Raw genomic sequence first — 13,520 nt, 5'->3', positions numbered from 1 at the left:
GTTCAGGAGTCTCCGGCAAGGAGTGTGCAGCAAGACCAACATCAACAGGGCTCAATTCACGTCGAGTTGTCCAAGCTGTGAACATGACATCCGGAGTGACGACTGGCGTGACGTCCGGTATGTCAGCCGATGGCGCGCGGCAGCCGCAGGCTGAGCAGGCCGGTCAGCACGACCCCGGCCAGCTGCGCCAACAGCGTTATCGCCAGGGCGTGTTGCATGCCCATCCCCGGGACCAGGGAGAGGAAGAGGGTGCCGAGGGTGGCCACGCCCAGGGCCAGTGCGGACTGCTGGGTGGTGACCATGACGCCGGCGCCCACACCGGCACGGGCGGTCGGCACCTCGGACAGGATGATCCGGAAGATGATGGGGAGTTGGAGCGCCTGACCGGCTCCGGCGACGGCCGCGCCGGGGAGCAGTTCGACAAAGCCGAGATGCGGCCACGAACGCGACACGGCCAACACGATCAGGCCGAGCCCCACCGCCTGGATGACCGACCCCGCCGTCACGACCCGCGTGCCGTACCGGTTCACCAGCCGCGGCCCGGCGAGCGAGGCGAGGAAGAACGTCACCGCCAGCGGGACGAGCGCGAGGCCCGCCGCGACCGGGCCGAGACCCGCGCCGCTCTGCAACGCCACCGCGATCACGAACATGAACCCGCTGAACCCGATCGCGAACGGCACGATCATCACCAGCCCGCGCCGCAGCGAGGTCAGCGCCAGCAGACTCGGCGGCACCAGCGGCGTGAGCCCCTGCCGGTCGGCCCTGCGCTCCACCGCGTAGAACGCCGTCGCGAGCCCCGGGAACGCGGCCAGCGACAGCCACGTCCACAGCGGCCAGCCCGCCGCCCGGCCCTCGGTCAGCGGCACGAGCAGCGCCAGCAGGGACGCGCCGAGCAGGAAGGTGCCGGGGACGTCCACCGGCTCGGGGTGCTGCGAACGCGTCTCCGGTACGACCTTGGCGGCCAGGACCAGTCCGATGACGACGACCGGCACGTTCACCAGGAACACCGCGCGCCAGCCGGTACCGGCGATGTCGGCGGCCACCAGGACCCCGCCGAGGATCTGGCCCGCGACCATGGCGAGCCCGGCGGTCGCGCCGTACAGGCCCATCGCCTTGGCACGGCGCGGGCCCTGCGTGGCGGCCTGGATGGTGGCGAGGACCTGCGGGAGCATCGCCGCGGACGCCGCGCCCTGCGCGATCCGCGCCACGACCAGTGTCCAGGCGGTGGGCGCGAGCCCGCACGCCAGCGAGGTCACACCGAAGGCGGCCATCCCGCCCAGGAACAGCCGCCGGCGCCCGAACAGGTCGCCGAGCCGGCCGCCGAGGACGAGCAGCACGGCGTACGAGACTCCGTAGCCGGCGACGACGAGTTCGAGGACGGCCTCGCTCGCCGAGAGGTCCTTGCCGATGGTCGGCAGGGCCACGTTCACGATGAAGAAGTCGATGAGGGGCAGCGCCGCGGCCAGCAGCACCGTGAACAGTCCGAGGCCGCTGAGCACGGGTGCCGCCGCCGGGGATTTCACGGTGCGGGAAGCGATGGTTTCGGTCACGTTGACGAGCGTGCGCCTCCCGGGAGACTGGTACCAGAGTGTCCTTATCCTGGTAGCAGGACTACCTGGAAACAGGCTCCGTACAGCGGCAGACTGGAGCGATGACGACCATGGCACAGGAGACGGTGACCGAGCGCACGACACCTGCGCCGCAGACCGCGTCGACGGTCCGGCGCCATGAACTCGCCGCGTTCCTGCGCCACCGCCGCGAGCACATCACCCCCGAGCAGGTCGGCCTGCCGCGCGGCACCCGGCGCCGTACACCGGGCCTGCGCCGCGAGGAGGTCGCGCAGCTCGCCGCGGTCGGGGTCACCTGGTACACGTGGCTCGAACAGGCGAGGGACATCCAGGTCTCGGTACAGGTCCTGGACGCGCTGGCCCGCACCCTGTTCCTGGACAGCAGCGAACGCACCCACCTCTTCCAGCTGGCCGGTGCGATCGACCCGCGGCCGGCCACGACCTGCGCGGTCGTCACGCCCGCCCTGAAGATGATGCTGGACCAGCTGGACCCGATCCCGGCCTGCCTCCAGAACAGCAGGTACGACATCCTCGCCTACAACCGCACCTACGGGATGCTGCTCTGCGACCTGGACGCGGTGCCGCCCGAGGACCGCAACTGCATGATCCTCTCCTACACGCACGAGGAGTGGCGGTCGTCGATCGTGCACCTGGAGAAGACCCAGCGCCTCATGGCCGCCCGCTTCCGCGGCTCGATGGCCGACCACCTCGCCGACCCCACCTGGAAGACCCTCCTCAAGCGCCTGCGCACGTCCCCCGAGTTCCGCGAGGTCTGGGACCGCCACGAGGTCATGGGCGCCAGCCCCCGCCGCAAGGAGTTCCGCAACACCCACGTGGGCCGCATCACGGTCGACCACACCGACTTGTGGCTGGGCCCGGCGAGGGGCCCGAGGATGGTGACGTACGCTCCCGCGGACGACGAGTCACGAGCCCGCCTGGAGAGGCTGCACGCACTAGCACAGGCAAGGTAAGTCACCCAGGGGCGCGGGGAACTGCGCGACCAGCCACGACGCACCCGCACCCGCAAAACTAAGCGTTGATCCCCGCCGCTTCGCGCACTTCAACAGACGCCAACTTCTCAGCCGTACGCTCAGCAGTCCGCCGAGCCCAAGCCCCACTCGTAACCGCCCCGAGCACCAGCACAGCCAACCCGCACACCACCAAGATCCACCACCCGGGCCGAGCAGCAGAAACAAACGTCTCCTTGTACGACGACGCAGACACCCCGGAAGCCAACACCGCCCCCACCACGGCAACCCCCAGCGTCTGCCCCAACTGCCGACTCGTGGAAGCAACCGCCGCCGCAACCCCGGCCTGAGCCCGAGGCATCCCCGACACCGCGGTGTTCGTGATCGGCGCGTTCACAAACCCGAACCCGATCCCGAACAGCGCGTACCCGATGAACCGCGAGACCCCCGACGTCTCCGCCTCGAACCCCGCGAACATCACCGCACTCGCCGTCATCGCCGTCCCCGCGATCAACAGGGATATTCGGGGCCCGTGACTACCGACCAGCCGCCCCGAGACCGGCGCGCAAAGGAACGTGGGCACAGCCATCGGCAGCATCCACAGCCCGGCGTGCAGCGCGTCAAGACCGACCACGTTCTGCAGATACAGCGTGGACAGGAACAGGAACCCGCCCAGCGCCGAGAACGCGCTGATCGCGATCACCGTCGCCCCACTGAACGGAGCCGACCGGAAGAACCGCAGATCGATGAGCGGCTCATCGCGCCGAGGCTCGTACCAGAGCAGGGCGACAAGGGCCGCCAACGCCAGCACCGCGAACGGCAGGATCGAGGTGAACCCGGAGCTCGGCGCCTCGATGATCGCGTACGTCAGGGAGCCGAACAGCGCGATCACCAGGAGCTGGCCGACCGGGTCGGCACGGCGGGCCTTGGGCGCGCGGGACTCGGGGATGAACTTCAGCGTGAGCAGCAGCGCGGCCAGCCCCACTGGCAGGTTGATCCAGAAGATCGAGCGCCAGCCGACCGAGTCCACGAGCAGCCCGCCGATCAGCGGCCCCGCGGCCATCGATATGCCGACGACCGCGCCCCACACACCGATCGCCCGGGCGCGCTCGCGCGGCTCGGTGAAGGTGTTGGTGATGATCGACATGGCGACCGGGTTGAGCATCGAGCCGCCGACCGCCTGGATCATGCGGAACCAGATCAGCGCGTCCAGATTCGGCGCCAGGGAGCAGAGCAGGGAGCCGAGGCTGAAGACCACCAGGCCGGTGATGAAGACCCGCTTGCGGCCGATCCGGTCGGCGGTGGAGCCCGCCAGCATCAGCAAGGAGGCCAGGACCAGGGTGTACGCGTCGATCGTCCACTGCAGACCGGAGGTCGACGCGTGCAGATCGGTCTGCATCGCGGGCAGCGCGACGTTCAGGATGGTCACGTCCAGGCTCACGATCAGCAGACTCATGCAGCAGATCGCGAGCACCAGCTGTCGGCGGCGGTGGCTGAGCTCGGGCATGCGCACCATCGTACGCCAAACTCGATAGTGCGGCTAACTAATTACCGATACACGGTCCTCGGAACCGGGCACCCGGCGTCGTACGGGACAATGGAGCAATGTCCACGCCCGTGTCCCTGTCTGCCGCCCCCTCTGCCTCGCCGTCCGCGTCCCCGGCTGTGCCCCCCTTGCAGGTCGGCCCGCACACCGTCTCGCCGCCCGTCGTCCTGGCTCCCATGGCCGGGATCACGAACGCGCCCTTCCGCACCCTGTGCAGGGAGTTCAGCGGCGGCAAGGGCCTGTTCGTCAGCGAGATGATCACGACGCGGGCACTGGTCGAGCGCAATGACAAGACCATGCAGCTGATCCGTTTCGACGAGACCGAGAAGCCTCGCTCGATCCAGCTGTACGGCGTGGACCCGGCGACCGTCGGCAAGGCCGTCCGCATGATCGCGGAGGAGGGGCTCGCCGACCACATCGACCTCAACTTCGGCTGCCCGGTGCCGAAGGTCACCCGCAAGGGCGGCGGCTCCGCGCTGCCGTACAAGCGGAACCTGCTGCGGGCGATCCTGAAGGAGGCCGTCAGCGGGGCCGGTGACCTGCCCGTCACGATGAAGATGCGCAAGGGCATCGACGACGACCACATCACGTTCCTCGACGCCGGCCGCATCGCCGTCGAGGAGGGCGTCACGTCCATCGCGCTGCACGGCCGCACGGCCGCGCAGCACTACGGCGGTACGGCGGACTGGGACGCGATCGCGCGGCTGAAGGAGCACGTCCCGGAGATCCCCGTGCTCGGCAACGGCGACATCTGGTCGGCGCAGGACGCGCTGCGGATGGTGCGGGAGACCGGGTGCGACGGGGTCGTGGTCGGGCGCGGATGCCTCGGGCGGCCGTGGCTGTTCGCCGACCTCGTGGCCGCGTTCGAGGGGCGTCAACAGGCCCGCGCCGGAGGCGCTGATGGATGCAGTCTGGAGCCGTCGTTGCGTGAGGTCGCCGACGTCATGGTGCGGCACGCGACGCTGCTCGGGGAGTGGATCGGGGACGAGGCGCGGGGAGTCATCGACTTCCGCAAGCACGTCGCCTGGTACCTGAAGGGCTTCGCGGTCGGCAGCGAGATGCGCAAGCGGCTCGCGATCACCTCGTCGCTGGAGGAACTCCGGTCCGGGCTCGACGAGTTGGACCTCGACCAGCCCTGGCCGGTCGGCGCGGACGGGCCCCGCGGCCGTACGTCCGGCAACAACAGGGTGGTGTTGCCGGACGGTTGGCTGAAGGACCCGTACGACTGCGCGGGGATCAGCGAGGACGCGGAACTGGACACGTCCGGGGGCTGAACGCCCTTCGCCCGGTACCTGGTTCGCTCAGTTCTTCTTCGGGTGGGGCGTCGAGCCGTACGCCGTCAGGAACTTGTCGCGGAAGTCGCTCATCTTCCAGACCGGGGCCTTGTGGGCGGGGCGCAGGCCGTCGGTCCAGTTCCAACTGTCGATCTTCTCAAGGACCTTGGGGTCCTTGGCGACGATCGAGATCGGGACGTCACGGCTGGCGTGGTTGCCGCTGACCCGGGCGATCGGCTGGTGGTCGCCGAGGAAGACGAGCACGGTGTTGTCGTTGCCGTAGCGCTCCAGCCACTGGGTGAGGGAGTTCACCGAGTACTGGATCGACTTGCCGTACTCCTGGCGGGACTTGGTGGTGTCGGCGATGACGCTGGACGCCTTGTTGCCGGCCTTCTGGATCGCGTCGAAGACCGAACCGTTGCCCAGCTGGTCCCACGGGACGAGCTTCGGGATCGGCGCCCAGGGCTGGTGGCTGGAGGTCAGGATGATCATCGACATCAGCGACTTGCCGTCGGCGCGCGGCTTGCTGTGCACCTGCTTCTGGAACTGCTCCAGCGCGTACTGGTCCGGCATCGTCGACCAGCTGAACTTCGGTCCCTTGTAGCCGAGTTGGAAGGCGTTGTAGACCTTGTCGAGGCCGTAGAAGCTCTGCTCCGGCCAGCCCTTCTGGATGCCCGGCATCACGCCGACGGTGTCGTAGTCGCCGGTCTTCTTGAAGGCGTCGGTCAGGCTCAGGTGGTCGCTGGCCATCACCGTGCGGTAGCGCTGCTGGTTGCTGACCCACAGGCCCGACATGGTGGTGGAGTGGCCGAGCCAGCTGCTGCCGCCGTAGGTCGCCGAAGTCAGCCAGCCGCTCTTCGCGGCGAAGCCCGCCTTCGAGAGGGCCTTGGTGTCGGCGGCGAGCGTCGAGTCGACGCCGGGCGCCATGATCGGGTCCTCGATCGCGCTACGGCCGTAGCTCTCGATGAAGGTGAAGATCATGTCCTTGCCGCGGAGGCCCGGGACGAGCTGGCTGCCGGGGGTGTTGCCGAACGCGTCGACCTTCGCGACCTTCTTGAACTCGGCCTCGTCGCGCAGGGTTTCCTGCATCGCGCGCACCTGGTACTTGATGACGCCGGCGGTGTGGTCGGCGGCGAGCGGGATGCCGTGGAACTCCAGCGCGAAGGCGGTGAGGGTGATCCACACCGTGCCGGCGATCAGGGTGCCCTTGGTGGCGATGGCCTTGTAGGCGACCAGGACGTTGCTGAGGCGGACCATCGCCAGTGCGACGAGGACGATCAGCGCGACGATGAGGGCGATGAGGGCGACCGTGATGACCTGGGTGGCCGTCCCGCCGAAGGTGTCCTTCAGATACCCGCGGGCGTCCCCGAACAGGCTCCAGTCCAGGATGATGTTGAAGTGCCGGCCCAGGTATTCGTTGAACCCCATGTCGAACATGTTCAGCACGGCGATGGCCCCGACGAGCGCGCCGAACCCCGCGGCCACGATGATCCGGGCCCGCCGCGGCAGACTCAGCAGGATCACCGCCGCCATGATCGCCTCGGCGGGCAGCCGCGCGAACTCCATGAGCCTCAACTGGCCCAGGGTGTTGGGCATTTCGAGGCAGATGTAGACCAGCACGGCGGCGAGGAACGTGACGACCCAGGAGAGGGTGAGCGCGGCGACGGGGTGCCTCTCGCGCCAGGCTTGCATACGGCGCCGGATGCCTAGGCGACTGCTCCAGGTGCGTAGGCCTGGGCGTTTGGGGCGGGGGGTGGTGGGCTCGGTAGCGCCGGAGGCGGTGTCTACGGCGGCTTCGGGGTCGGCACCGGTGGCTGCGCCGGCTTCGGCTGAGGTGTCCGCGTGCGGGTCCGTGTCGGTGGCTGAGGCGTCGGGTTCGGCTTCGACTTCGGCGGACGGGCCGGTCGCGGTGGCCTTCTCGACGGCTTCGGAGTCGACGGCTTCGGGGGCGGTGGCGCCGGTGTCCTCGGCCGTCCGGGACTTCACGGCGCCGGAGGCGGTGTCGGGGGTCCCGGCGGACACGGTTTCGGGCGCGGCTTCCGCCGTAGTCCCGGACGGCGCTTCTACGTCCCGTTCGGGCGTGGAGGCCTCGGCTTGCCCGGTCTCGGCAGCGGGAGAAGCGCCGGCTTCGGGGGCGGCGCTTGCGGGGGTGCCGGCCTTGGTCGCGGCGTCATGAAGTGAACCGGCCTCGGTCTTCACGGCGGTAGAAGCGCCGGCTTCGGTCTCGGCGCCCGCAGAGGAACCGGCCTTGGTCCCGGCAAGGACAGAGGAACCGGCCTCGGCTTGGGCAGTGGCAGCGTCGGCTTCGGGCTTGGCGCCCGCAGGGGAACCGGCCTCGGTCCCGGCAAGGACAGGGGAACCGGCCTCGGCCTGGGCCGTGGCAGCAGCGCCGGCTTCGGGCTTGGCGCTTGTGGGCGAACCTGCCTTCGTCTTGGAGCCCGCCAGGGTGCCGGCCTTGGTCGCGGCGCCAGCAGAAGGCCTGGCCTTGCTCTTGACGCTCGCGAGGCGCTCGGCCTTCGTCTCGGCGGCTGCGGGGGTGCTGGCCTTGGTCTTGCCGTCGGGGCCCGCCGACAGGCCGGTCTCGGCGACGGCAGCTGCGGAGGTTCCGGCCTTGGCCTCGCTCGCGGTGACTTCGGAAGTGTCGGCCTCATCCTTGCCAACCGCGGAACTCCCCGCGCCCGCCTCGGACTTGGACGAGGTGCCGGAGGCCTCCGGCGTTGCTATCGCGTCGCCCGGCGTCGGCTTCGGTGTCGGTTCGTCGTTCGTGTCCGGCGGCAGTACCTCGCCATCGGCTGCCCCGGCCGTATTCGGTGTCTGGCGTGTGCTCGTGTGCTGAGGCAACCCGAAGGTCCTTCCGTGCGAGGCCCGTGATCGGAGTGGAGGGGCGGTCCGACTGGGGAGGCAGGACCGCCGCTCTTCCGTACGAGTTGCCTCGGGCCCCTGTTCACGGAACTGGGCAAACACCCGGCAAACGCCTTATCACCGTTGTGTCACGCGCCCCCGACCGCCGTGAGCAGCGCCAACGGAGCCGCCGCCGAACGGGACTCCCGAACGCACGCGTGCGGGTACGGAACCGGCTCCGGGTGGGTGTCGCGGCCGTAGCCCGCGAGGACCTCCGGGAGGCGGTGGCCGGTCGCCGTCGCCGCGTCGACCAGCGCGTGCGCGACCGTGCGGGCCTCGTCGTGCAGGCCGTAGCGGGCAAGCCCGAGTGTGATCAGCGCGTTGTCGTGCGGCCAGACCGAACCCCGGTGGTAGGAGAGCGGGTGGTACGCCGCTTGGCCCGACGCCAGCGTGCGGACTCCCCAGCCCGAGAAGAAGTCCGGCGCCAGGAGCCTGCGGCCCACCAGCTCGCCGTACTCCTTGTCCAGCAGGCCGGACCAGAGCAGATGCCCGGCATCCGACGCCAGCGCGTCGACCTGCCTTCCCTCGCCGTCCAGCGCCAGCGCCGGGAACGAGTGGTCCCGCATCCAGAAGTCCCGCTGGAAACGGTCCCGGAGGTCCGACGCGGCCTGTTCCAGGAGGGCCGCGTACGTCTCGTCCTCCCACACCGTCCGCGCCACCCACGCCGTGCGGCGCAGCGCGTCGTACGCGTACCCCTGCGCCCCCGCCGCCATCACCGGACCGCTCGCCCGCGTGCCGTCGGCGCCGCAGATCGCGCCGGGGGAGTCCTTCCAGTTCTGGTTGGCGAGGCCGCCCTGGTCGGCTCGGTAGACCAGGTAACCGCGTGACGTGAGGCCGCCGTGGTCCAGCATCCAGCCGATCGCGGCACGGGCGTTGGGCTCCAGGCGGCGGGCCAGGGCCGTGTCGCCGGTCTGCTCCACGTACGCGCCGAGCAGCACCAGGAACAGCGGCGTCGCGTCCACCGAGCCGTAGTAACGCCCGTACGGCACCTGCCCGAAGTGCGCCAACTCGCCGTGCCGCACCTCGTGCACGATCTTGCCGGGCTGGGAGACCGACTCGGGGCCCACCGCCGTCGCCTGCGTCGCGGCCAGCGCCGGCAGTGTGGCGGCGGCGAGTTGGGGGCGGTACGGGAGAGCGAACAATGACGTCAAGAGCGCGTCCCTGCCCAGCAGGGTCAGGAACCACGGTGCCCCGGCCGCCGGCACGCGCAGCTCCTCGCCGTCCGGGCCCGTCGCCGGTACCTGGAGCGAGGCCAGGTCCGACAGGCCCCGGGCGCAGGCCGCCGCCAACTCCGGCCAGCCGGTGGGGAAGGAGACGCCCTGGACGTACTCGCCCTCCAGCGCGATGAGTTGGTCGTTCAGGGCGGACGGGGAGCGCGGTACCCGCAGGGCGCGCTTGTCGCCGTGCGGGCGGGCCATCACGCGGAGCGCCAACTCGGCGGTGCCGTGCGGTTCGAGGTCCAGGGTCCACACCATGCGGCGGGCGCCGGTGCCGGTCTCCTCGACGCCGTCGGGAGCGGGCTCGGCCGTGACCGTCGTACAGGACCGCCATTCGCCGCGCTGGTAGGCGAACTCCACGCCGTCCTCCAGGACTTGGCGGGAGCGGGTCGCGCCGGTCTTCGCGTAGGTGCGGTAGTCGGAGCGGAGTTCGAACTGGTCCGTGAAGTCCGCGTCGGCGGTGACCGCGAGCCGGACCGTCGTCGGCACCGGACGGTTGCTCGTCACCTTCAGCGACTCGACGAACGCGCCGTCGCCCACGGCCTGTTCACGGAAGAGCGTGTGTGCGGGCGGCTCCTGGCGGCCACCGCGCGGGACGAGGACACAGCGCGCCATGTCCCCGTCGGCCACCGGCGTCAGCGCCTCCGGCACCGCGCCGTCGACCGTCAACTGCCAGCGGCTCAGATGCCGGGCGTCCCGTACGAATAACCCGTCCGGGGAACTGCCGCCCCGTACGCCGCTGATGTCCCCGCCGTCGCCCACGGCTGCGAACGTCCCGCCGTGCACGAGCAGATGATGCCGGTCCGTCATCCCCGGTCCCCTCCCTTGACTCTCTTGGCGACCTTGACTTCTGTGTCACTGACGTCGGCGTCAGTCACGTGTGTCACTCATGTCGAACGTGCCGAGACCCGCGGCGGACACGCCGTGCCCGGGGGGCTCGTGAAGCAGATCGAGGGTCAGCGCGGCGGTCCAGCTGAAGCCGGTCGCGCCGCACGCCTCACCGTCGTACGGGTCGACGTACTCGGCGAAGTCGGTGGCGGCGGCGGTCTCCAGCACCGCCGTGCGCAGCGCCTCCGCCCGTGTCCGCTCGCCGTGCAGCCGCAGCCCGCGCTCCAGCAGCCAGCTCGTGTTGAACCAGGCCGGCCCGCGCCAGTACCGGTGCGGATCGAACGCCTCGCCCAACAGGTCGTAGCTGGGCGGGAGTTGAGTGGTGTCCCCGAGCCCGAAGTGCGGACCGGACGCCGTACGGACGAGGGCCGTGGTGATGTCCCGGGGCAGGTCGGGGAGGAGGAGCGGGATCAGGCCGGAGACGCTGCGCTCGGGGATGAGCTCTTCACCGCGCACGTCGCGGCAGAAGAACATGCCCTCCGCCGGGTCCCACAGCCGGTCGATCAGCACCCCGGTGAGGCGCTCCGCGCGCGCGTGCCGGGCCGTGCCCGTCGCGCCCAACTCCCGTGCGATACGGGCCAGTGCGTGCTCGGAGGCGATGAGCAGCGCGTTGAAGGACGGGTCCTCCACCGCGAACTCGCTTGCCCCGTCGGCGTATTCGCCGTCCCGGTAGTCCGTCGCGAGGCGCACGTAACGGCCGTAGTCCAGGTCCGTCGGCCGGTCCTCGGCCGCTCCGTGGTCGAGGTCGGCGCGGCGGAAGGAGCGGGCCGGGGCCGGCGTGATCCGGCCCAACGGGGCGTCCCAGCAAGGGCTGTTGTCCATACCCTGTTCCCAGGGGTGTACGACGGACGCGAGTCCGCCCCCGCCCAGGTCCCGCCGGTGCAGCAGATAGCGGTGCCAGGCGGCCAGCCGGGGGTAGACACCGGCGAGGAAACCACGCGCGCGGGAGAGGCCCGGGTCGGCGCAGTGGACCAGCCACGCTGCCAGCGCGTGGACCGGTGGCTGCACGATGCCCGAGGTCTGTACGGTGCGCGGGGCGCCCACTGCGCGTCCCGCGGTCGAGGAGCGCCAGAAGTCGGGGCTCGGGAAGTACGCGTCGAGCGGTACGGAGGGGTTGAAGACGATGTGCGGGATACGTCCGTCGCCCCACTGGGCGGCGAGCAGCGTCTCCAGCTCCGTCTGCGCCCGCAGCGGCGAGAGGTGCCGTAGACCGATCGCGATGAACGCGGAGTCCCAGGACCACTGGTGCGGATACAGACCGCGGGAGGGGACGGTTGAGGTACCCGTCCAGTTCCCTTCCAGTACGGCAGCCGCCCTGAGGTGCAGCGAACCTGACAAGGGTGGCGGATCGTATACGAAGGTGCGTTCCACGGGGAGGGCTGTGAGCTGGGCAGTGCGATCCACTCGGGACTCCACGAAACACATCGTGCCGACCGGTTCGGTCATGGCTACCGTAGGGTTACGTCTATTTAACACGCAAAACTCAATATGTAATGCAGGGTTGAGAAACACAAGGGGGTGCGCATGACTGGACGAGGTCAAGCGAGCGCCGGCGATCTGCTCGAACTGGTACGCACCGGGCGCGCCACGACCCGCGGCGCCCTCCAACAGGTGACCGGACTCTCACGCGCGACCGTCGGCCAGCGCCTGGACCGGCTCTTCCGCGCGGGCTGGCTGCGCGAGGGCGCGGGCGGCCCGGTGGACTCCCCGCTGGGCGGGCGTCCGTCGATCACCCTGGAATTCGACGACGCCCACGCCGTAGTCCTCGCGGCGGACCTGGACACCCGCCACGCGCGCGCGTGCGTCCTCTCGCTCACCGGCGAGATCCTCGCGGAGCACGGCGGCACGCTGGTCATCGAGGACGGCCCGGACGCCGTACTGGGTGAACTCGGCCGCTGGTTCGCCGAGTTGCTGGAGAAGGCCGGACACCGGGCGTCGGAGGTGTGCGGCATCGGCCTCGCGGTCCCCGGCCCGGTCGACACCGGCACCGGCCGCGTCGTCCAGCCGCCGATGATGCCCGGCTGGGACGGTTACGACATAAGAGGGCGCCTGGCCCGCGCCTTCACCGAACACACCGGCGCCCCCCGGGTCCCGGTCCTGGTCGACAACGACGCCAACCTCATGGCCTACGGCGAACAGCGCACCGGCCACCCCGACTGCGCGGCCTTCGTCCTGGTCAAGGTCTCGACGGGTATCGGCGCGGGAGTGGTCGTCGGCGGTTCCATCTTCCGGGGGATCGACGGCGGCGCCGGCGACATCGGCCACATCCGCGTCCCGGCGGGCGCGCAGGCGCTGTGCCGCTGCGGGTCCTACGGCTGTCTCGCCGCCGTCGCGAGCGGTGGCGCCGTGGCGCGACGGCTGGCCGAGACCGGGGTGCCGGCGGCGTCCGGCTCGGATGTGCGGGACCTGTTGGCGTCGGGGCACCCGGGAGCGGCCGCGTTCGCCCGCGAGGCGGGACGGCAGGTCGGCGACGTGCTGGCGACCGTGGTGACGCTGCTCAACCCCGGGGTGCTGATGATCGCGGGGGACCTGGCCGGCACCTCCTTCCTCACGGGCGTGCGCGAGCTGCTGTATCAGCGGGCGCTGCCGCGCTCCACCGCTCATCTGCACGTACTGACCTCGCGGCTGGGCGAGCGGGCCGGGCTGGTGGGGGCGGGGGCGCTGGTCGTGGAGCATCTGTACGCGCCGGAGCGGGTGGAGGAGCGGTTGCTCGCGCTGGGCATGTGAGGGCGTGGCGGGTGCGTGAGGTTCAGGGGCATGTGACGTCCGGGTTTCCGTCCCGAGACTCGTCCGGATGGTGAAATCCGGTCGGGTGTGGAAGCGTGATTCTCGCCACCTTTGATAGGGGTGGCGCTCAGGTGAGCGGATCTTGCGCGGCTGCACTTCTCCAAGGGGTGGCACTCCGTGCCACCCCTTGATCGTTCATCGATCGAAAACAGGCGAGCCGCGAACCGCTCATGTGAGCGCAAAAGTGCGCTGATGGACCGTGCCGCGTTCAAGAAGTGAAAACATCCGCCGGTGTTCGCTTGCCGAGCTTTGACTTTCGATCCGCTGGCGGACTGCCGGTTACAGACGCATGACATGCAAGTGGACGTACCCAGGCGCCTTCGATCTGGGTATGTTCCTGGCCGTCAGGGCAGCCACCCGCGTCCCGAGGA

Annotated in this window: 8 protein-coding genes; 3 read left to right on the top strand and 5 right to left on the bottom strand. The window is 70.3% G+C overall.

Annotated features, from left to right (window positions below; genetic code table 11):
* Positions 1-122: 122 nt before the first annotated feature.
* Positions 123-1,550 (bottom strand): MFS transporter, encoded by a 1,428-nt coding sequence (locus tag R2B38_RS11895; protein WP_318016207.1) that lies wholly within the window; start codon positions 1,548-1,550, stop codon positions 123-125.
* Between the two features lie 101 nt (positions 1,551-1,651).
* Between R2B38_RS11895 and R2B38_RS11890 the strand changes: the two genes are divergently transcribed.
* A complete protein-coding gene (locus R2B38_RS11890; protein ID WP_411978440.1) occupies positions 1,652-2,539 on the top strand; it encodes a helix-turn-helix transcriptional regulator in 888 nt (295 codons plus the stop codon).
* Between the two features lie 58 nt (positions 2,540-2,597).
* Here the strand turns inward: R2B38_RS11890 and R2B38_RS11885 are convergent, their stop codons facing one another.
* Positions 2,598-4,043, bottom strand: a complete 1,446-nt coding sequence (locus R2B38_RS11885; RefSeq protein WP_318016206.1) for an MFS transporter — start codon at positions 4,041-4,043, stop codon at positions 2,598-2,600.
* Positions 4,044-4,141: 98 nt separating this feature from the next.
* Here R2B38_RS11885 and dusB point away from each other — a divergent pair, with 98 nt between their 5' ends.
* Positions 4,142-5,356 (top strand): tRNA dihydrouridine synthase DusB, encoded by a 1,215-nt coding sequence (dusB, locus tag R2B38_RS11880; protein WP_318016205.1) that lies wholly within the window; start codon positions 4,142-4,144, stop codon positions 5,354-5,356.
* 27 nt (positions 5,357-5,383) lie between these two features.
* Here dusB and R2B38_RS11875 read toward each other — a convergent pair whose 3' ends face one another.
* The 3 genes from R2B38_RS11875 to R2B38_RS11865 all read right to left on the bottom strand — a co-directional run bounded on the left by R2B38_RS11875 (position 5,384) and on the right by R2B38_RS11865 (position 11,766).
* Complete coding sequence (locus R2B38_RS11875) at positions 5,384-7,048, bottom strand: sulfatase-like hydrolase/transferase (RefSeq protein WP_318021652.1); 1,665 nt, start codon at positions 7,046-7,048, stop codon at positions 5,384-5,386.
* A 1,298-nt stretch (positions 7,049-8,346) separates the two neighbouring features.
* Positions 8,347-10,284 carry a glycogen debranching N-terminal domain-containing protein gene (locus tag R2B38_RS11870; protein ID WP_318016204.1) on the bottom strand — a complete coding sequence of 646 codons (1,938 nt, stop codon included), beginning with the start codon at positions 10,282-10,284 and terminating at the stop codon, positions 8,347-8,349.
* 60 nt (positions 10,285-10,344) lie between these two features.
* A complete protein-coding gene (locus tag R2B38_RS11865; RefSeq protein ID WP_318016203.1) occupies positions 10,345-11,766 on the bottom strand; it encodes an MGH1-like glycoside hydrolase domain-containing protein in 1,422 nt (473 codons plus the stop codon).
* A 120-nt stretch (positions 11,767-11,886) separates the two neighbouring features.
* Between R2B38_RS11865 and R2B38_RS11860 the strand changes: the two genes are divergently transcribed.
* Positions 11,887-13,089, top strand: coding sequence for an ROK family protein (locus R2B38_RS11860; protein ID WP_318016202.1), 1,203 nt, complete (start codon positions 11,887-11,889; stop codon positions 13,087-13,089).
* Positions 13,090-13,520: the final 431 nt, after the last annotated feature.

The sequence above is a fragment of the Streptomyces sp. N50 genome (assembly GCF_033335955.1).
Lineage (GTDB): Bacteria > Actinomycetota > Actinomycetes > Streptomycetales > Streptomycetaceae > Streptomyces.
The sequence above is the reverse complement of the archived record's forward strand: the minus strand, read 5'-3'. Positions and strand labels throughout refer to the sequence as shown.

What these genes read in the sequence shown, in the direction of transcription:
- R2B38_RS11860 (WP_318016202.1), top strand. Translation starts at nt 11,887, where the DNA reads ATGACTGGACGAGGTCAAGCGAGCGCCGGCGATCTGCTCGAACTGGTA.
- R2B38_RS11870 (WP_318016204.1), bottom strand. Translation starts at nt 10,284, where the DNA reads ATGACGGACCGGCATCATCTGCTCGTGCACGGCGGGACGTTCGCAGCC.
- R2B38_RS11890 (WP_411978440.1), top strand. Translation starts at nt 1,652, where the DNA reads ATGACGACCATGGCACAGGAGACGGTGACCGAGCGCACGACACCTGCG.
- R2B38_RS11885 (WP_318016206.1), bottom strand. Translation starts at nt 4,043, where the DNA reads ATGCCCGAGCTCAGCCACCGCCGCCGACAGCTGGTGCTCGCGATCTGC.
- R2B38_RS11875 (WP_318021652.1), bottom strand. Translation starts at nt 7,048, where the DNA reads ATGCAAGCCTGGCGCGAGAGGCACCCCGTCGCCGCGCTCACCCTCTCC.
- dusB (WP_318016205.1), top strand. Translation starts at nt 4,142, where the DNA reads ATGTCCACGCCCGTGTCCCTGTCTGCCGCCCCCTCTGCCTCGCCGTCC.